25 protein-coding genes are annotated in these 25,587 nt (G+C 70.4%); 16 read left to right on the top strand and 9 right to left on the bottom strand.

Annotation, left to right across the window (positions count from 1 at the left end; genetic code table 11):
• Positions 1–98 precede the first annotated feature (98 nt).
• A complete protein-coding gene (locus MYSTI_RS38675; protein ID WP_015353317.1) occupies positions 99–524 on the top strand; it encodes a hypothetical protein in 426 nt (141 codons plus the stop codon).
• 5 nt (positions 525–529) lie between these two features.
• Here the strand turns inward: MYSTI_RS38675 and MYSTI_RS38670 are convergent, their stop codons facing one another.
• Entirely contained in the window at positions 530–1,030 is a 501-nt protein-coding gene (locus MYSTI_RS38670) for a MarR family winged helix-turn-helix transcriptional regulator (protein ID WP_044900963.1), read from the bottom strand.
• 126 nt (positions 1,031–1,156) lie between these two features.
• Between MYSTI_RS38670 and MYSTI_RS38665 the strand changes: the two genes are divergently transcribed.
• The 3 genes from MYSTI_RS38665 to MYSTI_RS38655 all read left to right on the top strand — a co-directional run bounded on the left by MYSTI_RS38665 (position 1,157) and on the right by MYSTI_RS38655 (position 5,858).
• On the top strand, positions 1,157–2,623 hold the full coding sequence (locus MYSTI_RS38665) for a GDSL-type esterase/lipase family protein (protein ID WP_044282596.1): 1,467 nt from the start codon (positions 1,157–1,159) through the stop codon (positions 2,621–2,623).
• Positions 2,620–4,824, top strand: coding sequence for a serine hydrolase domain-containing protein (locus tag MYSTI_RS38660; RefSeq protein WP_015353314.1), 2,205 nt, complete (start codon positions 2,620–2,622; stop codon positions 4,822–4,824). The genes MYSTI_RS38665 and MYSTI_RS38660 overlap by 4 nt, the downstream gene beginning before the upstream one ends.
• A 482-nt stretch (positions 4,825–5,306) precedes the next feature.
• Positions 5,307–5,858, top strand: coding sequence for a YIP1 family protein (locus MYSTI_RS38655; RefSeq protein ID WP_169558695.1), 552 nt, complete (start codon positions 5,307–5,309; stop codon positions 5,856–5,858).
• Positions 5,859–5,891: 33 nt separating this feature from the next.
• Here MYSTI_RS38655 and MYSTI_RS38650 read toward each other — a convergent pair whose 3' ends face one another.
• Positions 5,892–6,986, bottom strand: coding sequence for a hypothetical protein (locus MYSTI_RS38650; RefSeq protein WP_015353312.1), 1,095 nt, complete (start codon positions 6,984–6,986; stop codon positions 5,892–5,894).
• Between the two features lie 145 nt (positions 6,987–7,131).
• Positions 7,132–7,587 (bottom strand): amidohydrolase family protein, encoded by a 456-nt coding sequence (locus MYSTI_RS38645; RefSeq protein WP_015353311.1) that lies wholly within the window; start codon positions 7,585–7,587, stop codon positions 7,132–7,134.
• 199 nt (positions 7,588–7,786) lie between these two features.
• Between MYSTI_RS38645 and MYSTI_RS38640 the strand changes: the two genes are divergently transcribed.
• Positions 7,787–8,506 carry a trimeric intracellular cation channel family protein gene (locus tag MYSTI_RS38640; protein WP_015353310.1) on the top strand — a complete coding sequence of 240 codons (720 nt, stop codon included), beginning with the start codon at positions 7,787–7,789 and terminating at the stop codon, positions 8,504–8,506.
• A gap of 6 nt (positions 8,507–8,512) precedes the next feature.
• Here MYSTI_RS38640 and MYSTI_RS38635 read toward each other — a convergent pair whose 3' ends face one another.
• The 3 genes from MYSTI_RS38635 to MYSTI_RS38625 all read right to left on the bottom strand — a co-directional run bounded on the left by MYSTI_RS38635 (position 8,513) and on the right by MYSTI_RS38625 (position 10,272).
• Positions 8,513–8,704, bottom strand: a complete 192-nt coding sequence (locus MYSTI_RS38635; protein WP_015353309.1) for a hypothetical protein — start codon at positions 8,702–8,704, stop codon at positions 8,513–8,515.
• Positions 8,705–8,755: 51 nt separating this feature from the next.
• The gene (locus MYSTI_RS38630) at positions 8,756–9,058 is read right to left on the bottom strand and encodes a hypothetical protein (RefSeq protein ID WP_015353308.1); all 303 of its coding nucleotides are present in this window, start codon (positions 9,056–9,058) and stop codon (positions 8,756–8,758) included.
• 92 nt (positions 9,059–9,150) lie between these two features.
• Entirely contained in the window at positions 9,151–10,272 is a 1,122-nt protein-coding gene (locus MYSTI_RS38625) for a Kelch repeat-containing protein (RefSeq protein WP_015353307.1), read from the bottom strand.
• Positions 10,273–10,456: 184 nt separating this feature from the next.
• Here MYSTI_RS38625 and MYSTI_RS38620 point away from each other — a divergent pair, with 184 nt between their 5' ends.
• Positions 10,457–11,362 (top strand): LysR family transcriptional regulator, encoded by a 906-nt coding sequence (locus MYSTI_RS38620; protein ID WP_015353306.1) that lies wholly within the window; start codon positions 10,457–10,459, stop codon positions 11,360–11,362.
• 118 nt (positions 11,363–11,480) lie between these two features.
• Positions 11,481–11,933: a DoxX family protein gene (locus MYSTI_RS38615; protein ID WP_015353305.1), complete on the top strand. Its 453-nt coding sequence runs from the start codon at positions 11,481–11,483 to the stop codon at positions 11,931–11,933.
• Here the strand turns inward: MYSTI_RS38615 and MYSTI_RS38610 are convergent.
• Positions 11,900–13,240, bottom strand: a complete 1,341-nt coding sequence (locus tag MYSTI_RS38610; RefSeq protein ID WP_015353304.1) for a nicotinate phosphoribosyltransferase — start codon at positions 13,238–13,240, stop codon at positions 11,900–11,902. The two genes, MYSTI_RS38615 and MYSTI_RS38610, sit on opposite strands and share 34 nt — an antisense overlap.
• A 44-nt stretch (positions 13,241–13,284) precedes the next feature.
• Positions 13,285–13,737, bottom strand: coding sequence for a thioredoxin family protein (locus tag MYSTI_RS38605; protein WP_015353303.1), 453 nt, complete (start codon positions 13,735–13,737; stop codon positions 13,285–13,287).
• Positions 13,738–13,998: 261 nt separating this feature from the next.
• On the opposite strand from MYSTI_RS38605, the gene MYSTI_RS38600 reads away from it, so the two are divergent.
• The 9 genes from MYSTI_RS38600 to MYSTI_RS38560 all read left to right on the top strand — a co-directional run bounded on the left by MYSTI_RS38600 (position 13,999) and on the right by MYSTI_RS38560 (position 24,528).
• Positions 13,999–15,012 (top strand): 2-hydroxyacid dehydrogenase, encoded by a 1,014-nt coding sequence (locus tag MYSTI_RS38600; protein WP_015353302.1) that lies wholly within the window; start codon positions 13,999–14,001, stop codon positions 15,010–15,012.
• A 32-nt stretch (positions 15,013–15,044) separates the two neighbouring features.
• On the top strand, positions 15,045–16,334 hold the full coding sequence (locus MYSTI_RS38595) for a universal stress protein (RefSeq protein WP_015353301.1): 1,290 nt from the start codon (positions 15,045–15,047) through the stop codon (positions 16,332–16,334).
• 146 nt (positions 16,335–16,480) lie between these two features.
• On the top strand, positions 16,481–17,068 hold the full coding sequence (locus MYSTI_RS38590) for a superoxide dismutase (RefSeq protein WP_015353300.1): 588 nt from the start codon (positions 16,481–16,483) through the stop codon (positions 17,066–17,068).
• A 54-nt stretch (positions 17,069–17,122) separates the two neighbouring features.
• Positions 17,123–18,151, top strand: coding sequence for a hypothetical protein (locus MYSTI_RS38585; protein ID WP_015353299.1), 1,029 nt, complete (start codon positions 17,123–17,125; stop codon positions 18,149–18,151).
• On the top strand, positions 18,148–19,575 hold the full coding sequence (locus tag MYSTI_RS38580; RefSeq protein ID WP_015353298.1) for an ankyrin repeat domain-containing protein: 1,428 nt from the start codon (positions 18,148–18,150) through the stop codon (positions 19,573–19,575). The genes MYSTI_RS38585 and MYSTI_RS38580 overlap by 4 nt, the downstream gene beginning before the upstream one ends.
• Positions 19,576–19,632: 57 nt before the next feature.
• Positions 19,633–20,571 carry a hypothetical protein gene (locus MYSTI_RS38575; RefSeq protein ID WP_015353297.1) on the top strand — a complete coding sequence of 313 codons (939 nt, stop codon included), beginning with the start codon at positions 19,633–19,635 and terminating at the stop codon, positions 20,569–20,571.
• Entirely contained in the window at positions 20,568–21,989 is a 1,422-nt protein-coding gene (locus MYSTI_RS38570) for an ankyrin repeat domain-containing protein (RefSeq protein WP_015353296.1), read from the top strand. Before MYSTI_RS38575 ends, MYSTI_RS38570 begins: the two co-directional genes overlap by 4 nt.
• Positions 21,990–22,045: 56 nt before the next feature.
• Positions 22,046–23,092, top strand: a complete 1,047-nt coding sequence (locus tag MYSTI_RS38565; RefSeq protein ID WP_015353295.1) for a hypothetical protein — start codon at positions 22,046–22,048, stop codon at positions 23,090–23,092.
• A complete protein-coding gene (locus MYSTI_RS38560) occupies positions 23,089–24,528 on the top strand; it encodes an ankyrin repeat domain-containing protein (protein ID WP_015353294.1) in 1,440 nt (479 codons plus the stop codon). The genes MYSTI_RS38565 and MYSTI_RS38560 overlap by 4 nt, the downstream gene beginning before the upstream one ends.
• On the opposite strand, the gene MYSTI_RS38555 is transcribed toward MYSTI_RS38560, so the two are convergent.
• Complete coding sequence (locus MYSTI_RS38555) at positions 24,525–25,580, bottom strand: SMP-30/gluconolactonase/LRE family protein (RefSeq protein WP_015353293.1); 1,056 nt, start codon at positions 25,578–25,580, stop codon at positions 24,525–24,527. The genes MYSTI_RS38560 and MYSTI_RS38555 overlap by 4 nt on opposite strands.
• Between the last annotated feature and the right edge of the window lie 7 nt (positions 25,581–25,587).

Below are 25,587 nucleotides of genomic sequence, written 5' to 3'. Positions count from 1 at the left end.
CCAGGGTGTTTCCTTGCGTCGGGCCCGGAAGCTGTCAGTGCTGAAGGCGATACTCCGCAGTGGCTGCCTTCCACCCCCCGCACGAAGGAGACACACTGATGACCAGCCCGCTGACGGCTGCCCCCTCGATGTTGCCGCCCCTGGTGACGCAGTCCCAGGGCGGCGCTCCAGCCGAAAAGCTCGAAGCCTCTCGATTCGATGGCGTCCTCTCGGACAAGGCCCAGGCAATGACAAGCACGGGCACCCCGAGGGACGTCTCCTCGGTGGGCGTGGTCCCCCCCGTCGCGGGCACCGCCAAGAGTGTCTTCAATGGCATCTCCCGGTTCGTCCGGGAGTTGGAAGTAGGCCAGGGCGTGTTGGATGGCATCATCCAGTCCGCGTCCTCCGGCGCGCGCTTCTCCAACACGGAGCTGCTGTCGCTCCAGGCCTCCATGTATCGCTACGCCCAGGCGTTGGACCTGGTGAGCCGCGTCGTCGACAAGGGCTCCAGCGGCTTGAAGGACGTCCTCAAGACCCAGGTGTAGCCGGACTACTCCTGCTTCTTGCGCCTGCTCGTGCCAGGCAGCGTGGGTTCATGCCCCAGCCGCGAGCTCAAGGACTCGCGGAGGGAGAGCACGCGCGACTTGAGGTCCTGGAGCTCCTCCAGCGCGCAGCCGGAAGCTTCCAGGATGGACAGGGGCACGGACTCCGCCTTGGTGCGCAGGGCGCGGCCCGTCGCCGTCAGGCGGATGCGCACCTGCCGCTCATCCAGGACGTCCCGCTCCCGCTTGACGAACCCCGAGGCCTCCAGGCGCTTGAGCAGCGGCGTCAGCGTCCCGGAGTCCAGGAGCAGCCGCTCCCCCAGCGCCTTCACCGTGACGTCGTCCTCCTCCCACAGCACGAGCATGGCCAGGTACTGGGGGTAGGTGAGGCCCAGCTTCTCCAGGAGCGGCCGGTACGTGCGGTTGAGCAGGTGCACCGTCGAGTAGAGGGTGAAGCAGAGCTGCTCGTTCAGGTGCAGCGGGTCCACGCGCTTCTTGGAGTGGGGCATGGCGATTCCTCCCTGCACCATGCGCTCCAGGTCGATTGTGCGCAATGGAATCATGGCCGCTAGGCGGCCGGGCAGGTTGGCCGGGAACATGCGTGGGAGGGGGCTTTCGTCTACGCTGTCAGCCGCATGACGCATCTGGAAGTCGGGTGGGGTGGCTGGCGGGCCGTGCTCCACGTCCTGGCCTGCGGTGGCCTGTTGACCGCCTGTGAAATCGGGTCCGAGGCCCGCCCCGCGCCGCCTCCTCCGGTGGTGGGGGTGTCGCCCCCTCGACAGGTTCCGGCGCCCGCGCCTCCGGGGGGGCTCCGCCGGGTGGTGCCCGAGCCCCAGGAGCGTACGCTCGCGAACCAGGCGCTGGCGCTGAAGCTGGGCGCCGTGGGGGCCCGGGTGGATGACCCGTGTGTCACGCCGTCCGCGGCGGGCTGTGGCCGCACCGCGCTGGCGCCCTTCTTCGAGTCGCTGGACGCGATGTCCGCCGGCACGGCGTCCACGCCCACCGTCATCGAGGCCTTCGGCAACTCGCTCATCGCGGGCGACCGCATCGTGGACATCCTCCGCGAGGACCTGGGCGCGGGCTTCGGCGTCGCGGGCCGGGGCGTGCTGCTGGTGGACCGGATGGCGCCGTACGGTGGACGCGGCCGCACGGGCTACAGCAGGAGCGGGTGGCAGCCGCGCACGCTGGGCGAGCTTCGCAAGCCGCCGCATCCGTTCGGAATCACCGGCGTGTACCACGTGGCCACCACGGCCCAGGCGCGCAGCCGCTTCAAGCTGGAGGGCGAGCCGCACGGCACGCTGTGGTGGCTGGATGTCCCCCACGCGGGCGCGCTCACGGTGCGGAGTGGCGACGCGGTGCTCGCGCGGACGGAGCCCCTTGGCAGTGGCCTGTCGAAGTCCACGCGCTTCGTGGTGCCCGCGGGCGCCACGGTGGTGGACGTGGTGGCCGAGGGCAAGGGCGCGGTGGTGCAGGGCGTGGTGCTCCAGCAGGCGCGGCCCGGCATCGTCCTGGACATGCTCGGGGTGCCGTCGGCGGACGCGAGCCTCTATGCGCGGCTGGAGGACGGCGCGCTGCGCTCGCAGCTCGCGGAGCGGGAGCCTCGGCTGTTGGTGTTCTTCCTGGGCGGCAACGAGTCCAAGCGCCTGGAGTGGAAGCGCACGGACTTGAAGACGCTGCGCGCGGACCTGGGCACGCTGCTGCGCCGGGCCCGTGCGGCGGCGCCGTCCAGTGCGTGCCTGGTGGTGGGGCCGATGGACGCGGTGCGCGACGCGAAGGACCGGGGCAAGGCCCTCACCCAGCGCCCCTTCCTGGAGGCCGTCGTCAGCGCGGAGCGGGAGGTGTCGCTGGCGGAGGGCTGTGCCTTCTTCAACCTCTACGAGGCCATGGGCGGCAAGGGCTCGCTGGAGCGCTTCCACCGGTCCGGCTACATGCACGATGACCTGGTGCACCCACGAGGACGCGGGCTGGATGTGCTGGGGCACCTGGTCACGGATGCGCTGCTGCGGGCGTGGGCGGAGACGCCGCCGTCCTCGGGCTCCGTGGCCTCGCGGGTGCCTGTCCAGGCGCCGCCGTCCGCCACCGCCACGGAGACTCCGCCATGATGAGGTCCACGGGGTTGTTCGCCGTGCTGTGGTTGCTCGCGTCGCCCGCGCTGGCGGCGCCGCGCCTCCCGTCGGAGTGCGAGCCCGCGAGCCCCGAGGCCGCTGACGGCTCGAGCGCGTTCCCCGAGGAGGTGACCCGGGTGCTGGATGCGATGGTGCGCGCGGAGCTGTCGCAGGGGCCCACGGTGGGCATGTCCGTGGGCATCTCCCGAGGGAGTCGGCGCTGGGTGTGTGGCTATGGCTTGCGAGACATGGCGCGCAAGCTGCCCGTCACGCCGCGCACCACGTACCGGCTGGCGTCCATCACCAAGTCCTTCACCGCCGTCGCGGTGATGCAGTTGGTGGAGCAGGGCAAGCTGAGCCTGGACGCGGACATCCACACGCTGGTGCCGGGCTATCCGACGAAGCAGTGGGCCGTCACCGTGCGGGACCTGCTGGGGCACCTCAGCGGGGTGCCGACGTATGACGGGCTCGCCTCCACCATCAACCTGAAGCCCTTGAGCACGGCGGAGGCCGTCTCCGTCTTCTCCGGGAAGCCGCTCTCCTTCGAGCCGCGCACCCGCTACCTGTACAGCACGTGGGGCTACAACCTGCTGGGCGCGGCGGTGGAGACGGCGTCGGGGAAGTCCTACCGCGACTACCTGCGCGAGCACGTCTTCCAGCCCGCGGGCATGGCGCACGCGGACCTGGATGTCACCGCGACGCGCGATGAACACCAGACGGTGGGCTACCGGCTGAAGGATGGCGTGGTGAAGACGTCGCGCTTCCTGGATGTGTCCAGCCGCTTCGGCGGAGGAGGCACGCGCGGAACGGTGGGCGACATGCTGGGCTTCGGCCGCGCGGTGCTGACGCACAAGCTGGTGTCGCGCGACACGATGGGGATGATGCAGTCGTCCATGGCCACGCGGGATGGGCGGCTCACGGACTACGGCATGGGCTTCGCCACCTATCCGCTGCGCGGCCACTACCTGGTGGCGCACGCGGGAGGGCAGCCGGAGACCACGACGCTGCTGGTGATGTTCCCCGCCGAGGACACGGTGATTGCGCTCGCCACCAACATCGAGGGCGAGGCCAAGCGCCTGCGTCGGCTCTCCATCCGGTTGATGGAGGGCGTGCTGGAGGCGGGCGCCACGCGCCGCGACGCGCACTTCGCGGACCCGGTGGACGCCGTGGTGTACGAGGGCCTGTCGCGCATCGTCAGCTACGGCCTGGCCTATCACCTGTGGGCCACGCGAGGGCCGGGCACGCTGACTCCGGACGAAGACGTGCCCGGGGCGTTCGCGCGGGTGTCGGAGATGCTGGACCGCAAGCTCATCGCGAAGGACTCGAAGGCGGCGCTGGAGCGCATTCGCAGCGGACATGACCCGAAGCTGGGCTCCGTGTTCATCCGCGTGGGCGCGCACATGGCTCGCGTGCTGGAGAAGGCGCAGGGCCCCGAGCGGCTCCTCGCGTACCCGGCGGAAGGGCCGCTGTCGTTCTTCGCGGACTATCTGGCCGCGTGTGAGGCGGAGGGCGCGGCCGAGACGCCGCGCCTGGGTGAGCCGCTGCGCGGGGACCTGCTGCGCTTCGTGGCGGGGTGGAAGCGCGCGGAGGTTCCGGCGGAGCTGCGGCGGCTTCGGTTGGATGAGGTGAAGAACCCGGAGGTGCACTGGCCCGCGCTCGAGAAGGCGGTGGCGCAGTGGCCCGAGCTTCGCCCGGACTACACGGACGAGCTGGTGCGCGTCGCGGAGGGGTTCGGGTGGCGCAAGCAGTTGCCCGCGCGGCTGCGTTGGCTGGAGCGCGCGGTGGAGGTGTCGCCTCGGAGCGTGGAGGCCCGGCTCGCGTTGTCGCAGGCGTTGCTGGTGGCGAAGCGGGACGAGGAGGTGCTGCCGCTGCTGCGCGAGGCGATGGAGACGCCCCAGGGCGCGCTGGCGCTGGCGCCGATGATGCTGCTCAAGCGGGTAGTCGAACCCGAGTCTCCGCGCGTGGCGTTGGGGTTGTTGCGCGCGGGCGTCGCGCTGCATCCGGAGTCGCCCGAGCTGTGGGAGGCCCTGGCGAAGCGGGAGAAGGCGCAGGGGCACAAGGCGGAGGCTCGCGCGGCGTTGAGGCAGGCACGGCGTGCGCGGGAGGCTCGGCCGGAGCCGGCCTCGGATTCCGTCGTCCGTGGCGCGGGGGCCGTGCCGGATGACCACGGGCTGGTGCGTCCGCGTCAGGCGCTCTGACGCGCCTGGGGTCGGGCGCGAGAGCGACCGCCGGGCCTCCTGGGCTTGGGGGCAGGGCATCCGTGAGCAGGGGTTGTCCGACTGGAATGCCGGACGAGTGTTGACCTGCGAGGACTGAGGGTTGTGTTCTCACCACCTCTCGCGGGTCCGCGTCCTCCGGCCGGAGTGGGCAGGGGGACGATGGCGGCATGTCTTCCGTCTCATGTCCCCTGTGCCAGGGCGCTGGCTGTGGCACGTGTGGCGCCTCGTCGCCGATGGAGCCGCCTCCTGAAGCGGGGATGGCTGTCTGTGTCGTCCATCCTTCGCGGGTGAGCGTCCAGCCCTGCACGCGCTGCGGTGCCTTCTCCTGCGCGGCGTGTCTGTGCTTCGGCCCCACGGGCTCGCCCTACTGTGACTCTTGCAAGGAGCACATGCGGCACGCGCCCGTTCCTTGGGACCAGCGCGAGGAATTGGGCTGGGCGAGGGCGTTCTGGATGACGTGCATGGAGGTGATGCTGCGTCCTGATGCCACGTTCGCCCGGATGGAGCCCAAGGGGAGCGTGAAAGACTCCGTCTTGTTCATGTTCCTCTGTGGTTGCACAGGGTTCCTCCCGACGGTTGTCTTCTTCTTCGCCATAGAGCCGCTCCTCTCGGGTCGCCCCGAATCGATAGACGTCCCCTCCTTCGCCAGCTGGCTGGTCGTGTTGCCCCTGGCGAACGCGGTCGGTTCCTTCCTGGCGGCATGCTTGGACAATGTGATTCTGCGGATGGTCGGCGCACGCGTCCCGCTCGAATCGACGATGCGCGGATATGCCCTTTCCCAGGGTGTCTACCTGCTGGGATTGGTGCCGGTCCTCAGCCTGTATGTGATTCTCATCTGGAGCTTCATGGCGCGCGTCACTGCGTACCACCATGGGGGCCGCATGGGATGGAGACAGGCCGCGGTGGGTGTATTCTGGGTCTGGTTCCTGGCCTTGGGATTGCTCGGGCTCTGCGGGGCCGGCCTTTTCTGGCTGTTTGATTCGGCGGTCCGCGAGAACGGCGGCATCCGCTAGCCACCCCCGCCGTCTCCGCTCGCGGCGAGAGAGCTACTGCGCCGCGGACGTCCCGGACGGAATCGCCGCGGTGACGGTGCGCGGCTTGGGCCAGAAGCGCGCGTCGTGCACGCCATCCAGGTGCGCGATGCGCTTCTTGGTCCGCGTGTCGTAGATGCGCGCGCCGTGGTCCGACGTCACCAGCAGCAGCGAGCCCCTCACGCGCAGCTCCACCACCGACGTGGGCGACAGCGACAGGGACTCCGGCTCGGCGAGGCGATCACCCAGCTCCCAGCGCAGCGGCGGCATCAGCACCGGCAACTCCCGCGCCGCGCGCCACGCATACAGCGGCCCGCCATGCGTCTCCAGCGACACCCACGTGCCGAACTCCGTGTGGCCCTTGTCCTTCACCACCGCGTCCAGCCGCACCGCGTCCTCACTGCCCTCGGAGAGCTCCGTGGCCGTGGGCACCTCCGGGTCCTGGCCCGACGTCGAGGACACCAGCTGGGTCGCCGTGGCCAGCACCGTCGTGCCCGGCGCGTCCTCCGTCTCGTACACCGTGGCCACCGACTCGACGCGCCGCCACTGCTCTCCCTCGCGGCGGTACGCGTGCGCCAGGCCCGCGCTGCCTTCCGTCTCCGGCACGGGGAGCCGGCGACCCTCCACCACGAAGAACTCCTCGCCTCGCTCCGCCTTGCGCGTCAGTCCCTCCAACTGGGACACGAGCGCCACGGTGTGGCCCTGCGCGTCAAAGCCCACCGAGTCGGTGTGACCTTCCGCCGGGAGGGAGAAGGGCAGGGGGCCCTGGTCCGACTCGAAGTCCACCTTCCAGGCGCGTGGCGCCGTGGCGCCGTGGCCTCGGTCCACCAGCACGCCCTGCTTGCCGTCCGCGCTCCAGGCCAGGTCCACCTGCTCACAAGGCGCATCCACGGTGGCCACGGCCTTGCGTGCGCCGGTGGTGTCCTGGCGAATCCAGGTGCAGCCCGAAGCGGGCGCGTCCTGGAGGAGGGAGAGGGTGAAGGTGGCGGTGGGCTCCGCGGTGGGACGAGGCGCCGGTGGAGTCGTCGGCGCGGGGTCCTCTGATTTCTTGCAGGCGCCGCAGAGAAGCACGGAGCCAAGGAAGAACGCGGGGCCAAGGCGGCGGAGCATGAGGCTCTCCGATGCGGGGTTTCCTCCCACCATCGCAGAACGCCGGGCGTGGGAGGAAGTCACCTGCGGAGTACAGCGTGAAGAAGTTTCGGATAGCCCACGCGCGGCGGGTGCCAAATGCCCCGGTGTCGTCGAGCGCTTCTTCTCAGACGAGCCAGCCGCTCTCATCCAGGAAGAGGTCCTCGCCGAAGATGGGCGCGTCCTCGCGCGCGGCCTCGGTGTCCGCCATGTAGAGACTCTGGCCATCCTTGACCACGTGCATCACGCGCAGCTCCTCGCGAGCGCGCGGTGTCACGGTGAGCGGGTTGCCGTTGAGCACGACGAAGTTGGCGCGCTGGCCGGGCTCCAGCGTGCCTTGTGGTTCCTGTTCGACATTCTCCGGCGAGGTGTCGTCGTCGACGATGGCGGGAATCATCGTCCCGCCCCGCATCGAGACGACCTCCGTGTCGGGTCCTTGAAACGCGAAGACCTCGTGGCGCGTGCCCACGGCGAGGATGCGGCCGCCCTGGAGCGCCACGGCCTGGGCGGAGGGCTGGCGTTCGTTCATGGTGAGGAGGGTGCCCCCCTCGAAGATGCGGTCGGCGGGTTGGGTGGGGTCCATGTCCTTGCTCGGGGGAGGGGGTTACCCAGGCAAGGTGTTGTCGGCGGCGGAGTGCGTCCACGGGGCAGGGACGTGTCGCATCGTCGCCTGAGTGCTCGCGCGCCAGGGAGGAGGCTCCGTGCGGACGGAGCCTGGGCCCGCGGGCGCGGGTTGCCCTCGGCGGCGGGCATCCCCACGGTGTCCAGGAGGTGTCGTGCGCATGCCCCTCGACCTGTCGGAGCCCCATTTCCAGGAAGAGGTCATCGCCGCGGGGACGATGGTCGCGGACCTGGCGGGCGTGTTCTCCGGCTCCGTGCTGGGCGCGCTGCTGGCCGAGCGCCGGAAGATGGACCTGATGGGCTTCCTGGTGCTGGGGCTGGTGTCCGGCGTGGGAGGCGGCATCCTGCGCGACACCCTGTTGCAGGTGGGGCCTCCGCTCGCGCTGGTGAAGCCGTCCTATCTGGTGGCGGCCTTCACGGGCGCGTTCGCCGCGTTCATCTTCGAGCTGAAGCACGGGCCCACCGTGAAGCTGCTGTCCACGCTGGACGCGCTGACGCTGGGCTCCTTCGCGGTGGCGGGGACCCAGCGCACGCTGGAAGTGGGCTTGAGTCCGGGGACAGCGGTGCTCATCGGCATCATCGCCGCCGCGGGAGGAGGCGTCATCCGCGACGTCCTCATCCGGCGCACGCCCACGGTGATGAGACCCGAGCCCGGGTACTACGCGCTGGCCGCGCTCGCCGCGAGCCTCGTGTGTCTGGCGTTCTCCCTGACGGGGCACCGCCGCCTCGCGCTGGCCGCGGGAATGGCGGTGGGCGCGGCGGTGCGATTGATATCCGTGAGGCGCGGCTGGCGGCTGCCCATCAAGCGCACGCGTGCGCCCCCCATCGACGGCGATGACTTCGGCGGGCGCAGCGAGAGCGAGACACGCTCCAAGCGCTGACGGGGCTCAGGGCTGTTTCTTGCGCAGCACCTCCGCGGGGAGGTTTCGCCGGAAGGGGCGCAGGAGCGCGGCCACCACCGGGGCGACGGGGATGGGCAGGGCCACGAGGATGAGGATGAAGAGGAGGCGGAACGCGCGACGAAGGTGTCGCGCCAGGGCGCACGCGATATCGCGCGCCCGCGAGAGAAAGCGAGACATGGTTGCTCCAGTGACTGGGTGGACTTCCGGGGGACACGACTCCGGAAGCGCTCAGTGCAGGAGCGACCGATGCAGCAGGAAGAGGCGACGGGCGGGGCCCGGCGGCTCGAGCGGGACGTGGCTCCCGGACTCCGGGGGGGCGGCCAGCGCCGGGAGCCGGGAGACCTCCCGAGGCGCGAGCCGCGCATGGCGCACCAGCTCCGGCGCCTGGGGGACGGCCGTGGGGCCGCCCGCCTGGGCCGCGACGGAGAGGGGAGGCGGGAGCGTGTGCGCGGCGGCCCCTCCGCCCACGAGCGTCAGACAGGCGAGGACCAGCCTGAGCCAGCGCAGGAGGCGAGGAGGATGCTCGGGCATGCGAGCGTAAGATGACCACGCGTCCGGGGCAGTCAAGCCGGCCCGTCACCCCGCCCGTGCCGTCGTACACACGGGCGGGAGTGGGGCCGCGCCTATTCCGAGTACAGCTCCGCGGAGGAGTACAGCTCGGGCTCCTCCTGGCTGCTGCCACCGACAATCAGCACCTTGCCGTTGGTGAGCAGCGTCGCCGTGTGGCCCTGCGTGGGCGAGTCATAGCCGCCCAGGTGCAGCGTCCAGTTGGCCGGGTCGAAGATTTCCGCGGAGCCGCCCATCTGGTTGCGGGTGCCGCGCGCGACCAGCACCTTGCCCGACGGCAGGAGCGTCATGGAGTGGCTCCTGCGCCGCTCCTCGTTCGCGTACGAGACGTACTCCCACGCATTGTCCTCCGGCCAGAACAGCCACGCGCCGCTGGCGTACTGCCCCGTCTCCTGGCCCGTGACGAGCACCGCGCCCTGGTCCAACAGCACGGCCGCGTGTCCGTAGAAGGCCGGCGGGTCCGCCACGCGGCTCCACGTGCCCGTGCTCACCTCGTAGACCTCCGCGGCGGTGTCGACGCCGTTGTCGCTGATGACCAGCACGTTGTCGTCGGGCAGCCGCGTGGCGCTGGGCCTGCCCGCGACGACGGACGTGGAGCCGGTGGCCGTCCACACACCCGTGGCCGGGTCATACAGCTCCGCGGTCTTCAGCGCCGCCGGGGAGTAGCCGCCGAACACCAGCACCTTGCCCGTGGCGAGGAGCACCGCCTGGTGGCCCTCGCGCGCGGTGCCCAGGCTGCCCGTGGCGCTCCAGGTGTTGGTGGCCGGGTCATAGAGCTCCGCGCTCGACAGCGTGCTCGAGGTCATGCCAGCCGCGCCGCCCGTGACGAGCACCTTGCCGTTGGCCAGCAGCGTCGCCGTGTGCCGCCACCGCGTCTGGCTCATCGCCGCCGACGCGCTCCAGGTGTTCAGGGCCGCGCTGTATGTCTCCGTCGTCGCCGTCACCGCGCTCCACTCCCTGCCGCCGGTGACGAGCACCGCGCCGGACAGCAGCCGGGTCGCCGTGTGGTGCGCGCGAATCCGGCTCATGCTCGGCGCGGAGGACCAGGGCGACAGCGTCGTCCTGCTGGCCCCGGTGTCCGGCGTCCCGGCGAGCGCGGACGGTGCACCCACCGCCGTCATCAGCGCTCCGCACAGTCCCAGGCCGAGCCACTTCTTCACGAAACTCCCTTGAGTCATTCGTTCCTCGTCATGATGTGTGGGTGAGGCCCGCATTGTGAGGGGAGGGTCCGACGTCCGGCCGCGTCTTCCTCGTCAACAGTGCGTGACGCCGGGGAATATCAGCCACCGCATTGCATTGGAAACACGGTGTATCAAACGCGTGGCGCTGGTCCTACATGGGCGTCCATGGCAGGGTGCGCCGGTGCCGGAGCCCTTGTTCGATGACCTGCTGGGCCTCGCGTGCTTCGCGCGCGTGGTGGAGTTGCGTTCGTTCACCCAGGCCGCCACGGCGCTGGGGGTGTCCAAGTCGGTGGTGAGCGCGCGGGTGTCCCGCCTGGAGTCCCGCGTCGGGGAGCGGCTGCTCATCCGCACCACCCGCAAGCTCTCCGTCACCAACGCGGGGATGGCGGTGTACGCCCACTGCGAGCGCCTGCTGGAGGAGGCCAGCGCCGCGACGAAGGGCGCCTCCGACGCGGGGCGGGGCGCGCTGCGCGTCAACGCCCCCATCAGCTTCGCGCAGATGTATCTGGCGGGTCCCCTGGCGCGCTTCCTGGCCACCCACCCGGGCGCCTCGGTGGAGGTGCGGCTGAGCGACACGCTGGTCGACCTGGTGGAGGAGCGCGTGGACGTCGCGCTGAGAATCTCCCGGCTGCGCGACTCCACCTTCGTGGCCCGGAAGCTCACCTCCACCTCGCTGTGCGTGTGCGCCGCGCCCGCGTACCTGAAGCGCCGGGGGACGCCGAAGCACCCCGACGAGTTGGTCCGTCACGACTGCCTGCGCTACCTGCACCTGCGCGCGGAGGACGAGTGGCGCTTCCACGGCCCCAAGGGCCGCATCTCCGTGCCCGTGCGGGAGGCCCCCCTGGCGGTGGGCAACGGGACGCTCTTGCGCGAGGCCACCGCGGAGGGAGTGGGGCTGGCCGTGCTGCCGCGCTTCATGGTGGACGCGGACCTGCGCTCGGGCCGGCTCGTCACCGTGCTGGATGCCTTCGCCCCCAAGCCCATCGGCATCTACGCGGTCCACGCCGCGGGGCGCTCCACGCCGCCCCTGGTGCGCGCCCTGCTGGACGTGCTGGCCTCCGAGTTCCGCTCCGTCGAGTGGACCTGAGCCCCGTCGGGGATTGTTCTCCTGGCAGAACGATTCGTTCGAGACGTTCGACTACCGTCCAGGGAGGAAAAGGCGCATTTCATGCCGCGTCTCCACAACGACTTCGGGAGTCCACGCCATGAACCGCATCCTCTCTTCCCTGTCCTCGAATTCCCCCGTCCTGGCCGCCACCCTGCTCCGCGTCGCCCTGGGCATCGTGTTCCTGGCCCACGCGGGGGCGAAGTACTTCATCTTCACCCTGGACGGCACCGCGCGCTTCTTCGTGGCCCATGGCTTCCCGGGCTGGATGGCCACGCCGGTGTTCCTGGCGGAGTTCCTGGGCGGACTCGCGCTCCTGGCGGGCTTCAAGGTCCGCTGGGTGGCCCTGGCGCTGTTCCCGGTGATGGTGGGCGCGCTCCAGTCGCACCTGGCCATGGGGTGGATGTTCACCAACGCGGGCGGCGGCTGGGAGTACGTCGCGTTCCTGCTGGTGACCCTCCTGACGCAGGCGCTGCTGGGCAGCGGCGCGTACGCGGTGGACAACGTGCTGGTGCGTGCTCAGGGCCCCGTGGCCCAGACCTCCGCTTCGTGAGCACGTGCCCGGGCGAGCCCGTCCCCCACGACCACCGAGTACGGTGGTCGGGCGGGCTCCAGCGCCCGGACCTCCAGCGGAAGCCGCGCCAGCTCCCGCCGCGCGTACGCCCGAGCATCATCCAGGGAGGGAAGGACCCCCGGCAGCCGCTGCCCCGCGCGCATCACGGGCCGCAAGAGTGGCCGCCCGCGCGTGACGTCTCCCCTCCGCACGAGCAGGTCCCTGCGAGCGAGGCCGTCCTCTTCCTGCCGGTAGACCTGCTTCGACCCGGGCAGCAGCACCTTGCCCGCGGACAGCTTCACCCGGGGCCGCCCCGCGTACTCCACCAGCTTGTAGGCCATGTCCAGCGAGGGCGCGTCCGCGGACACCCCCATGGCCGTGCCCACGCCGAACCCGTCGAGCGGTGCGCCCCGCGCGAGCAGCCGCGCGACGTCGTCCTCGTCCAGTCCGCCGCTCGCCACCAGCCGCACGCGCTCCAGGCCCGCTTCGTCCAGGAGCTCGCGCGCCGCCAGCGACAGCGCCAGCAGGTCGCCTGAGTCCAGCCGCAGCGCGCGCACGCGGAAGTCCTCTCCCTGCTCCCGCGCCAGCCGGATGGCGTCCTGCACGCCGCGCAGCGTGTCGTAGGTGTCCACCAGCAGCGTCGCGTCGGGGTAGACGCGGGTGAAGGCGCGGAACGCCTCCAGCTCGTCGTCGTGCGACTGCACGTAGCTGTGCGCCATGGTGCCCGCGAGCGGAATCCCATACCGCTTCCCCGCGAGCACGTTGGAGGTGGAGTCCACGCCCGCGAGGTACGCCGCGCGCGCGACCTTCACGCCCGACTCCGCGCCGTGGATGCGCCGCAGCCCGAACTCCATCACCGGCCGCCCCTGCGCCGCCTCCACCACGCGCGAGGCCTTGGACGCCGCGAGCGTCTGGAGGTGCATCACGTTGAGCAGGTACGTCTCCACCAGCTGCGCTTCCGGCAGCGGGGCGCGCACCTCCAGGAGCGGCTCCTGGGCGAAGACGGGCGTGCCCTCCGGCATCGCGTCCACGTCGCCGCTGAAGCGGAAGCGCTCCAGCCAGCCGAGCAGCCGGTCCGAGAAGCGCCCCAGCGAGGCGAGCCACTCCAGGTCCTCCGCGCGGAAGCGCAGGTGCTCCAGCGTGTGGAGCACGTCCTCCAGTCCCGCGGCCACCAGGTAGTTGCGCCGCGACGGAAGGCGGCGGACGAAGAGGCTGAACACCGCCTCGTCCCACTGGCCCTCGGCCAGGTACGCCTCCGTCATCGTGAGCTGATAGAGGTCCGTGAGCAGCGCGGCCTCGGGCTCCATGGTGTCCTCCTCCTTCACGCGGGTCGCCGCCCGTGTTGCAGGACTCAGGCCGTGGCGCCCGTGCTGCCGGGTGCGGCGAGGGCGCCCGACACCCACCGCTCCAGGTCGGCCTTGGGCAGCACACCGCTTCGGCGTGCGACCTCGCGCCCACCGGAGAACACCACGAAGGTGGGAATGCCTTGCACCCGCAGCGCGCTCGCGGTGCGAGGGTTCTGGTCCGTATTGAGTTTGAGCACCAGCAGGCGTCCTGCCTGTGCCCTGCCCACCGCGTCCAGGATGGGCGCCGCCGCGCGGCACGGGGCACACCAGGGCGCCCACAGGTCCAGGAGGATGGGCACCGGCGAGGAGAGCATCGCCCGGTCCAGCGCCTCGCCGTCCACCTCTTGTGGCGCGCCCGACAGGTCCAGCACCCGGTGGCACCGGCCACACTCGGGGTTTCCCGAGGGGCGGGGCTCTCGCACACGATTGAACGCACCGCAGGCCGCACAACGGAACATGACGCCTCCTGGTCGGAGCCTTGTGCCGAGAAGGTAGGCCGTGTCGGCTCCTGGCGCGGCCCAGGCGGGCACCTCCCACGGCGGTGATGCCTGCCCGCCAGCCCTGGGCATTTCGTGTCTGGGTTTTGCGTCGGTGGGCGCCCGTGTGCAGCTTTTGCGCGGTCCTCCGTGGCGCTTCGAGTGGCGCAGGCGTGGTGTGCTCGTTGCACTGGCAGTCGGCCAGACGCGGCGCAAGAGCGGCCCAAGGGAGGGAGAGCAGGCATGCGGCTGGCTGTCTTCGACACCCATCGGTATGACCGCGGCGCATTGGAGGAGGCCAACGCGGAGTTCGGCCATGCGCTGAGCTTCCTGGAGCCCCGGCTGACGTTGCAGACCGCACGGCTGGCGGAGGGCTTCCATGCGGTGTGCTCGTTCGTGAACGACCGGCTGGACGCGCCCACGCTCGAGGTGCTGCGCGAGGTGGGCGTGCGCCTGGTGGCCACGCGCTCCGCGGGCTACAACCACATCGACCTGGAGGCCGCGCGGCGGCTGGACGTGCGCGTGACGCGGGTGCCGGAGTACTCGCCGCACGCGGTGGCGGAGCACGCGGTGACGCTGGTGTTGTCCCTCAACCGGCACATCCCTCGCGCCTTCGCGCGGGTGCGCGACTGGAACTTCTCGCTGGACGGGCTGGTGGGCTTCGACCTCGCGGGGAAGACGGTGGGCGTGGTGGGGACTGGACGCATCGGTCGCGCGGCCGTGCGAATCTTCCGAGGCTTTGGCTGCGACGTCGTTTGCTTCGACATGGCGCCGGACGCGGCCTTCGCGCGGGAGGTGGGTGCTCGCTATGTGCCGTTGGAGGCGTTGTTCTCCTCGGCGGAGGTCATCTCGCTTCACGTCCCGCTGACGCCGGGGACCCGGCACATGGTGGACGCGAAGTCCCTGGCGCGGATGAAGCGCGGGGTGATGCTCATCAACACCGGGCGAGGCGCGCTCATCGACAGCCGGGCCCTCATCGACGCGCTCAAGACGGGCCACGTGGGCGCCGCGGGCCTGGACGTGTACGAGGAAGAGGAGGGCATCTTCTTCCAGGACCTGTCCGGCCAGGTGCTCCAGGACGATGTGCTGGCGCGCCTGTTGACCTTTCCCAATGTGCTGGTGACATCGCACCAGGCCTTCCTCACGCGCGAGGCACTGGTGAGCATCGCGCGCACCACGCTGGCCAGCGTCCGGGCCTTCGAGCGGGGTGAGCCGCTGGAGAATGAAGTCCGTGTCGAACAAGTGCGGCCCGCGTGAGCGCGTGCGCCAGAGGAGACAGGAGAACCCCCATGACCATCATCTGTGCCACCAACTTCTCCGACGCCGCGCGCCGCGCGTGTGATGTCGCCGCGGCGCTCGCGCGCAAAGCCGACGTGCCGCTGTGTCTGGTGCATGTCCTGAATCCCGACGCCGCCCGGGCCTTTGGCGCGGCCCTGCTCCAAGCGGCGGAGGCGGCCTTGGGGGACGAGGCGCGGCGGCTGTCCAAGCGCGGCATCCAGGTGGAGCAGGAGCTGCGCACGGGAGAGGCCGCGGTGGAGGTGGCGGAGCTGGCGCGGCGCCGCGCGGCGACGCTGGTGGTGACGGCCTCCCCCAGCAAGGAGGCGCCCTTCCTGAGCGTGGGCGGGACGGTGGACCGGCTGGCGCAGTCGCTGGAGGTGCCGCTGCTGGCGGTGCGCGACGCGGAGACGCTGGAGGCCTGGGCGGAGGGCAAGCGGCCCTTGAGGGTGCTGTTGGGCGTGGACCGCTCCGCGCCGTTCGCCGCCGCGCGCGACTGGGTGAAGGGGCTGCGCGAGTGGGGCCTGGTGGAGGTGGTGGGCGCGCGCGTCATCTGGCCGGATGAGGAATACAAGCGCCTGGGGCTGGCGCGCCCCATGGAGCTGGCGGAGGTGACGCCGGAGCTGTTCTCGGTGTTGGACAAGGAGACGGACGCGCTGATGGCGCCCCTGGCCGTGGGAGGCGCGGTGCCCCGCACGGTGCTGGAGTCCTCGCTGGGCCGCATCGCGGACCACCTGGTGCAGGTGGCGGACCGGGAGCGCGCGGACCTGCTCGTGGTGGGGACACACCACCGCAAGGCGCTGGGGCGCATGTGGAGCGTGTCGCACCACTCGCTGCGGCTGGCGCGCATGTCCGTGGCGTGTGTGGCCTCGCACGCGGCGACGGTGGGCGTGGACGCGCCGCTGCCCACCTTCCGCGAGGTGATGGTGGCCACGGACTTCTCCGAGACGGGCGACCGCGCCGTGGCCCATGCCTTCGGGCTGGTGCCGCCGGGGGGCGTGGTGCACCTGGTCCACGTCACGGAGGGCGCGCAGGTGGTGGAGAGCGACCAGCGGCGGCTGTTGGCGCTGGTGCCTCGCGAGGCGGAGCTCACGGGGCGTCACGTGAAGGTGGAGATTGTCACCGGCACCAAGGACGTGGTGACGGCGCTGGTGCAGACCGCGGAGCGGCTGGCGGTGGATGCCCTGGTGCTGGGGACCCACGGACGCACGGGGCTCAAGCGCGTGGTGCTGGGCTCGGTGACACAGGCGGTGCTCGGGCGGACCGAGCGGCCCGTGCTGCTGGTGCGGCCTCCCTCGCCGTGACGCCCGGGGTGGCTCGAATGTTGACCTGAGGATGTCCGGAGTTGGTCAGTAGGTTGGCGGACCGCCAATGGATTGGAGTCAAGCCCGTGTGGGAGCCGGGAGGGTGATAGTCCTCGGCTTCCCTTTACCCTGGAAAGGTCACGACCATGCCCTTCGCCCTGCCCGAACTCCCGTACAAGAAGGACGCGCTGGCTCCTCACATGAGCGAGGAGACCTTCTCGTACCACTACGACAAGCACCACGCCGCCTACGTCAACAACCTGAACAAGCTGCTGGATGGCAAGCCCGAGGCGAGCAAGTCGCTGGAGGAGATCATCCTGAGCAGCGACGGTGGCGTGTTCAACAACGCGGCGCAGGTCTGGAACCACACCTTCTTCTGGAACTGCATGAAGCCCAAGGGCGGCGGTGAGCCGACGGGCGACCTGCTGGCGGCCATCAACCGGGACTTCGGCTCCTTCGCCAAGTTCAAGGAGGACTTCTCCACCGCCGCCGCGACGCAGTTCGGCTCCGGCTGGGCGTGGCTGGTCGCGGACAAGGACGGCAAGCTGGCCGTCACCAAGACGAGCAACGCGGACCTGCCGATGAAGCACGGCCAGAAGGCCCTGCTGACCATCGATGTGTGGGAGCACGCCTACTACATCGACTACCGCAACCTGCGGCCGAAGTTCATCGAGACGTTCCTGAACCACCTGGTCAACTGGGACTTCGTCGCCCAGAACCTGAAGGCCCGCTAGCCTTCCCCGGGGGGCGGCTTTCCAATTGCCACTGTCATTGGGTTGAATGACGGGATGGCACAGGCCGCTCCCCCGCCCCGGCGGGGCGTCACGAAGAACCTGCTGGTCGTCGCGCTCTGCCTGCTCGTGGGTGGAGCCGTGGCGTCCGTCCTGCGTGAGCCGAGTGTTCCGAGGACGCTTCCCCGTGAGGCCGTGGACGCGGGTGTTCTCACGGGAGGACCCGCGGTTCCCACGCAGGGGCCGAAGGTTCCCAAAGAGGAGCCGAAGGTTCCCATCCGGGAGGTGAGGACGGCACGCCTCGACGGACCCTTCGTCGACCCGCGAGTCCCACGCCGGATGCCGCCAGGGCGGACGGCGCGCCCGAAGAACGCGGCCGTGTGGTGTGAGGGTTTGTCCGTGGAGCGCTGCGGCAGCCACCGCGAGGACTGCGAGGTCGGCGCCTATTGCGACGGTGTCCGGTTCTGCAGGAGCCGGCCGGAGTTCCCCAGCGCGGAGGCGTGCGCGGCGGAGGGCATCCTGGGTGCCAACGTGGCGTGTTGCTCTGGGCTCGTCGCTCGATGTGGGGTTCCGGCGGGGGGACGCGGGGCGTGCAACCCCCAGAAGGGCGACGAGTCGGAGCCGGTCTGCATCCGTTGCGGCGACGGCGTCTGTGGCCCGTTCGAGCAGGCCTGCAACTGCCCCGAGGACTGCGCCACGAGCGAGGCGCGGCCGAAGCTGCGCTTTCAAGGACCGTGGCCCCAGGGCGTCGCGCCCGACGGCGCCGCTCCGGAAGGGACCACCGCGCCTGGGCAGTGTCTGGACACCCAGGCCTCCCCGGAGGGCGTCCTTCGCTGCCTGGAGTCGTGGAGCGAGGGCCTCTTCGGGCTGCGCCGCTCGGCGGAGCTCCAGCGGGTCGAGGACCTCGAGTCCTTCACGCCGTTCGACCTGGACCTGATGCGCTGTCTGGAGCGCGGCTCCTCCTACGCCGCCCGCAGGAGCGAGACGTCGCGCGAGGGATGTCTCGAAGCGTTGTACCAGCGCACCCAGGACTCACGGCTCGACAAGCTGCGGTGGTTCTCCTCCTCGTATGGACGCTCGCGATGAAGCCCATCCTCGTTCGAGTGCTGTCGTCGTGTGTGCTGGCCTGCCTCGTCGCGAGTGGCTCCGCCTCCGCGCTGACCCGGCGGGAGGTCATTCAAATCATCAGGCGAGGGGACTCCTCCTACCTCTACGCGGCGGCGGCCGGAGGCGACGCCGAGAAGATGAAGGATGCGCTCGCGAAAACGACCGCGGTCAACGGACCGGGTACCGGCGCGGGCGACGCTCACGGCATGTCGCCGCTGATGGTGGCCGCCGAGAACGGTCATGCCCCCGTCATCCGCCTGTTGCTGAAGGCGAAGGCGGACCCTCTGCTGCGCGCGCCTCGGCACTCCGGGATGTGGCCGCCGCAGGGCTGGTCCGCGCGGTGCTTCGCGCGCTCCTCGGGGAAGTCCGGCGCGGAGAAAGCGCTGGTGGAGGCCGGCGCGAGCGGCGATGCGGAGTGCCTGGACGACGCGGACTTCCTCGCGGCGGTGCGGAAGAAGGACGCGAAGCGCGCCTTGCTGTTGGCCCGCCGCTCGACGGGCAGGATTCAGCAGCGGGTCCTCCAGAAGGCCCTGATGCTGGCCATCGAGCAGCGGAGCCTCCCGTTGATTCGGGCCGTGGACGCGGCGGGCTTCAACCCGGGCCACGGCGGAGGCTTCCACGTCAACCTGCCGGTGGCCTCGGGGGTGGATGTGTCGATGCGGCCCGACTCGCGCATCTCCATCTCCGCGCTCACGCCCACGCAGAAGGCCATGCAGGAGCGCGATGAGGCGACCGTGCTCGCCCTCGTGAGAGCGGGGGAGTCACCGCCCCTCCTCATGATGCTGGTGCGGTGGAGGATGAACTCGGTGGTGCTGCAGCAACTCAAGGCCGGCGCCAACCCCGACGTCGGGGAGCAGGATGGCAACACGCCGCTCATCGAGGCGGCGCTGGACCGGAACCGGGTGCTCGTGGACGCACTGCTCGCGGCGGGCGCGGACGTGAATCTTCCGGGCGAGGTGGAGGTGACGCCGCTGATGGCGGCGCTGCAGGGGGACAAGCCCGTGGAACTGTCGCTGGTGGAGCGACTGCTGGAGGCCAAGGCGGACGTCAACAAGGCGGGCCGCTACCGGACGCCGCTGATGGAGGCGGTGAGCCGGTGTCTGCCGAGGGCCGTCTCCTTGCTGTTGCAGAAGGGGGCGCGCTGGGACGGGCCACCGGGTGGAGGGCCGGGGCTCTATGAGGAGGCCGTCGTTCCTCAGGTGAGCTGTCCCGACAAGGTCGCCGTGCAGGTCCTCCGCGTGCTTCGAGAGGGCGGCGTGCCGTTCCATTCTCCGGGGACGCCGGGCCTGGACTGGATGCGCGTGCGCGCACGGGAGTCCCAGATGCTGGGCCCGGAGCTGTACGCGGCGGGACTGAGTCCGGAGAAGGAGCAGCCCCAGCCTCCTCCCGATGCCGCGCCCTGAGGGGCCTGGGCCGAATCGGGCATTCCAATTGCCAGTGTCATTGGGTTGAATGACGGGATGGCTCGGGGTGTCACGAAGAACCTGCAGGTCGTGGCGCTCTGCTTGCTGACGGGTGGCGCTGTCGCCTTTGCCCTGCGGGAGCCGAGTGCGCCGGAAGTGTCGTCGATGGGGCCCGTGGAGTCGGGTGTTCCCCGTGGCGCGCCCGAGGTGCCCTCGCGGAGTGAGGAGGCGCGTCTCGTCGAGGCCCGTCCGGGACCGAGCGCCCTGGAGGAAGAGCCAGCGGAGCGCCCGGACGCCGCGGACGTGTGGTGCGAGGGCTTGTCCGTGGAGCGCTGTGGCGAGTACCCCCAGGACTGCGAGGCCGCCGTCTATTGCGATGGTGTGCGGTTCTGCAGGGCCCAGGAGCGCAGCCGGGGGCAGGAGTCCTGCGCGGGAGAAGGGCTCCACGTCGGTGGCAGGGCGTGTTGTCCCGGGCTCGTTTCTCGGTGTGGGGCCCGTTTGAAGGACGAGACCTGCGACTCGGGGGAGGAGACCTCCGAGCCCGTCTGCCTCCGCTGTGGCGACGGCGTGTGTGGTGTGTACGAGCAGGCCTGCAACTGCCCCGAGGACTGCGCCACGAGCGAGGCCCGCCCCAAGGTCCACCATCGAGGACTGATGCCCAAGGGCCCCCCGTCGGAGTTGGAGAAGGCCGCCACGCCTGGACAGTGCCTGGACATCCATGCGACCGCGGGGGGCGTCCACTCCTGCCTGGAGTCGTGGAGCGAGGCCCTCTTCGGGTTGAGCGACGCGGACGCGCTTCCGCGGGTCGAGAACCTCGCGCCCTTCACTCCCTTCGACATCGACCTGATGCGCTGCCTGGAGCGCTGGGGCTCATACGCCGAGCGCCGGAGCGAGACGTCGAGGGAGGGCTGTATCGAGGCGCTGTACCGGCGCACCCAGGACGCGAGGCTCGACAAGCTGCGGTGGTTCTCCACCCTGTCGGAGGACTCGCGATGAAGTCCCGGCTCTTTCGAGTGTTGTCGTCGTGGGTGCTGGCCTGTGTCGCCTTGTCGAGCGGCCCCGCCGCCGCGACGATGCCCGTGCTCCGGCGCGAGGTGACCTTCAAGCCAGAGGTCCCCGTCATCAACGCGGCACGAGACGGAGACGTCGCGCGGATGCAGTCGCTGCTCGGTGAAGGCACCGCCGTCAACAGGACGGACGACCCCACTGGAGACTTCCACCTCATGACGCCGCTGATGGTGGCGAGCGAGAGAGGCCATGCGCCCATCGTCCGCCTGTTGTTGAAGGCGAAGGCGGACCCTCACTTGAGAGTGCCTCGGCATCTCGCGTCGTGGCCACCCACGGGTTGGTCCGCGCGGTGCTTCGCACGCTCCGCGGGGAAGTCCGGCCCGGAGAGGCTGTTGGTGCGGGCAGGCGCGAGCGGAGACGAGGCGTGCCTGGTGGAGGCGGATTTCCTGGCGGCCGTGAGGAGTCAAGACGCGAAGCGCGCCTTGCTGCTGGGGCGCCGCGCGCAGGGGCGGATTCAGCAGGAGGTCCTCCGCGCGGCACTGGGCCTGGCCATCAAGCAGCAAAGCCTCGCGATGATTCGGGCGGTGGACGCGGCGGGGTTCAATCCCCATTCGCCTGTCCAGGTATCGCTGCGCGTGGCGCCGGGAGCGGATGTGTCGATGAGGGCCGGCTCGCGCATCTCCATCACCGTGCCCACCCTCGTGGAGCGGGCCCTGGAGGAGGGTGACGAGAAGGCCGTGCGCGCCCTCCTGGAAGCGGGGCATCCGCCGCCCAGGCTCACGTTGCTGATGGAGCGATGGATGACCCCGGTGGTGCTGCATTTGCTCGAGAGGGGGGCTGACCCCAACCTTCGGGAGGAGGGGGAGGACACGCCGCTCATCAAGGCGGTGCGTCGTCAGGAGCAGGTGCTGGTCGATGCCCTGCTCGTCGCGGGTGCGGATGTGAATCTCCCGGGGGAGAAGGGGGTGACGCCACTGCTCGCGGCGCTTCGAGGCTTCCCGACCGCGGAGTTCGGGCTGGTGGAGCAACTGGTGAAGGCGAAGGCGGACGTCAACAAGGCGGACGGCGAAGGGGCGCCGTTGAGGGAGGCGGCGAGCCGGTGTCTGCCCAAGGGGGTTGCCTTGCTGTTGCAGCGAGGGGCTCGCTGGGACGTGCTTCCGGGTGGAGGCCCGGAACTCTACGAAGAGGCCCTGGTCCCGCAGGTGCCTTGTCCCGAGAAGGTCACCGTGCAGGTCCTCCGCGCCCTGCGAGATGGGGGCGTTCCGTTCCACCCGCCCGATGCGCCGGGGTTGGATTGGCTGCGCGCGCGCGCACGAAAGTCCCTGATGCTGGGCCCGGAGCTGTACGCGGCGGGACTGCGCCGGGAGAAGGAGCCACCCAGGCCGCCGCCCGCCACCGCTCGCTAGGGCAGCATTTCGCGTCGGGATTTCCAATTGCCACTGTCATTGGGTTGAATGACGGGATGGTCGCCTCCAGGGGTCAGGGCCTCACGAAGAACGTGTTCGGCGTGGCGCTCTGCCTGCTCGTCGGGGGCGGGGTAGCCTTCGCCCTGCGGGAGTCGAAGGCTCCGAGGCCGTTGCCGCCAGGCCCCGTGGAACCCGCTGGAGGCGTCGGAGGAGCCCAGGGAGGCCCCGTTGATTTCGACGGAGGCACCCAGGTGAGCGCGGGAGCGCGGGTGGGACCCACGGACGAGGCCGAGCCTCCTTCCCTGGGAAGGCAGGCGGACTCTGCCTTCTGTGACGAGGTGGTTCCTCCGATGCCTCACCGGATGTCTTGGGGAGGGCCGAGGACGGACGTGAAGGTGTGGTGCGAGGGCTTGTCCGTGGAGCGCTGCGGCAAGTACCCCAAGAGCTGTGAGGTCGGCATCTACTGCGATGGTGTGCGGTTCTGCAGAAGTCAGAGCGAGCACCCCAGTCAGGAGCCCTGTGCGGGCGAAGGTGTCCAGGGCGCCAGTGTGGCGTGTTGCCCCGGACTGGTGGCTCGGTGTGGTGTTCCGTTGGCCAGCGAGACGTGCAGCCCCCAGACGGAGGATGAGTCGGAGCCGGTCTGCCTCCGCTGTGGCGACGGGGTGTGTGGTCCGCTCGAGCAAGCCTGCAACTGCCCCGAGGACTGCGCCCCGAGCGAGGCTCGGCCCAAGCTGCGCTATCGAGGTTGGTGGCCCGAGGGGGCCTGGTCGAAGAAAGGCGTGGCTCCAGACCTGACCGCCACGCCTGGACAGTGCTTGGACGCCCGGTCATCTCCCGAAGGCATCCATCGGTGCATGGTGTCGTGGAGCGCGGGTCTCTTCGGGCTGCGCCGCGCCGCCGAGCTGCGGCGGGTCGAGAACCTCGAGCTCTTCACGCCGTTCGATGTCGACCTGATGGCTTGTCTGGAGCGCGCGTCCTCCTATGCCCATCGTCTGAGCGAGACCTCGCGAGAGGGGTGTCTCGAGGCGCTGTACCAGCGGACCCAGGACTCACGGCTCGGCAAGGTGCGTTGGTACTCCCTCACGTACAAGGGTGGCGGATGAAGCCCGTTCTCGTTCGAGTGCTGTCGTTGGGGGTACTGGCTGGCCTCATCTGGAGTAGCCCCACCGCCGCCGCGTGCAGGAGGGGCCGGGAACCCATTCAAATCATCAAGGGTGGAGGTGGGGGAGGCGAGTTCCTCACCGATGCGGATATCAGGAGGGCCACCGCGAAGCTGAAGCGGGAGCTCGCCAGGACGACGGCCGTCAACCAGCCCATGGATTGCGAGCATGACTGTCGCGGCATGACGCGGCTGATGGTGGCGGCTGAGCAGGGGTATGAAGACATCGTCCGCACCTTGCTGGAGGCGAAGGCGAACCCGGACTTGAGGATGCCTCGGCATTCCGCGTCGTGGCCCCCCCACGGCTGGAGCGCGCGGTGCTTTGCCCGGGCCGAGCGAAAGGCGGGCGCGGAGTTGCTGCTGACGCAAGCCGGTGCGAGCGGTGACGCGGACTGTCTGGCCGAGGCGGACTTCCTGGTGGCCGTGCGGAAGCAGGATGTGAAGCGCGCCTTGCTGTTGGGGCGCCGCGCGAAGGGCACGCTTCAGCACAAGGTCCTCCAGGAGGCGCTGGATGAGGCCCGCCGGCAGGAAAGCCTCGCGATGATTCGGGCCGTGGACGCGGCGGGGTTCAATCCCCCCGAGGTCGTCCGCGTGGAGTTGCTCGTGGCGGAGGGAGTGGATGTGTCGATGCCGCCTGGCTCGCGCATCGCCATCACCGCGCTCACGCCCTCGCGGAAGGCCGCGCGGGAGCGCGACGAGAAGGCCGTGCTCGCCCTCGCGAAGGCAGGGGAGCCGCCCATGCTCGCGATGCTGGTGAAGCAGGGAATGACCTCGGTGGTGCTGCGCCTGCTCGATGCGGGCGCCCACCCCGATGCCACGCAGTACGCTGGCAACACACCGCTCATCGAGGCGGCCTCGAGCCGGAACCTCCAGCTCGTGGACGCCCTGCTCGAGGCGGGCGCGGACGTGAATCGCCCAGGGGAAGCGGAGGTGACGCCCCTGCTCGCGGCGCTGCGAGGAGGCCAGCCCGTGGAGCTGGCGCTGGTGGAGCGGCTGCTGAAGGCGAAGGCGGACATCAACAAGGCGGGCCAGTCCAGGACACCGTTGATGGAGGCGGCGAGCCGATGTCTGCCGAGGGCGGTCGCCCTGTTGTTGCGGCATGGCGCTCGCTGGGATGCATCCCCGGACGGAGGGGCGGTGCTCTACGAGGAGGCCGTGGTCTCCCAGGTGCTCTGCCCGGAGCGAGAGAGCCTGCGCGTCCTCCGCGCCTTGCGAGAGGGTGGCGTTCCGCTGCGGCACTCGGAGGAGAGGCGCCTGGACTGGCTGCGCCTCCGCGCGCGGGAATCCCAGGTGCTGGGCCCGGAGCTGTACGCGGCGGGCCTCAGCCGTCCGGAGCGGGAGCGACCTGGCTCCCAGTCTCCGCCCGGCGCCGTGCGCTAAGGCAGCTCGCAGTCGAGGAGGTCCGCGTCGAACACGGGCCCCAGCAGCATCCGCTTGCCGAAGACGGCCGCGGTGGCCGTGGCGGCGGTCTGCTTCCCGTCGTCGAGATAGACCTCCGTGACCTTCATGTCCGCGCCCGTGCCGGAGAAGCGCAGCACCTGCGCGGGGGCTCGGGCGAGGCCCTTCGGGTCCGTCGCGTGGGACACGAAGTCGAACAGCTTGGGATGCGCGGCAATCCAGAGGTCGCCCTGGGCATCCAGCTCGATGTTGTCCGGCGCGGTGTCCAGCTTCAGCACGTGGCGTTGTGTCAGCGCTCCCGTCGCCGGATCTCTCGCGTAGCTGTGCAGCAGCTTGCCCACCGTCTCCGTCAGATACACCGTCTTCCCATCCCGGGAGACGTTGATGCCATTGGCGTACTTCGTCCCCTCGACGACCTTCTGGAAGCGCTGGCCGTCGAAGTAGACGACGCTGCCCAGGCCCAGCTGGAGGTAGTCCTCCAACGTGCGCATCACCCCGGGCGGCTGGCCGTGGTCGTTCGTGAAGTAGAAGCGCTCGGCGTCCACCGCGAGGATGTCGTTGGGCGAGACGAGCAGCGGGTCCTTCAGCGTCGCCTTGTGGACGAGCATCCCGTCCGCGCCCACCTCGAAGCGCTCCACCTGGTTCGTCGCGCCGTCGGGGTGGTTCACCACGAACAGCGTCTGCGTGCCGTCCGGCGCGACGAAGAGGCTGATGCCGTGCGGATGGAAGTCCTGGGAGAAGCCCCGCGTGAGCAGCACCGGCGGCGTGTTGCTCCCCGGCTCGTAGCGGAAGATGCCGCCAGGGATGGGGCGCCCCGCCGCGGTGGCCCGGCGGTCGTCGGACGAGACGTAGGCGAAGCCCAGGGTCGGATGGAAGGTGACGTCCTCCGCGCCCGGCATCCCCGGGACCGGCTTGCAGGCGCCAGACGCGTGGGGCTTGAGCTCCTTGAACTGCCCCGCGTCGTTGATCGTCTTGACGACGACCCCCGCCACCACCCCGAGTACTGCCCCCGCGACCCACCAGCGCTTCTTCATGGAGCCT

Origin of the sequence: Myxococcus stipitatus DSM 14675, from assembly GCF_000331735.1 — a bacterium.
Classification (GTDB): domain Bacteria; phylum Myxococcota; class Myxococcia; order Myxococcales; family Myxococcaceae; genus Myxococcus; species Myxococcus stipitatus.
This window is presented reverse-complemented; position numbering and strand designations above follow the sequence as displayed.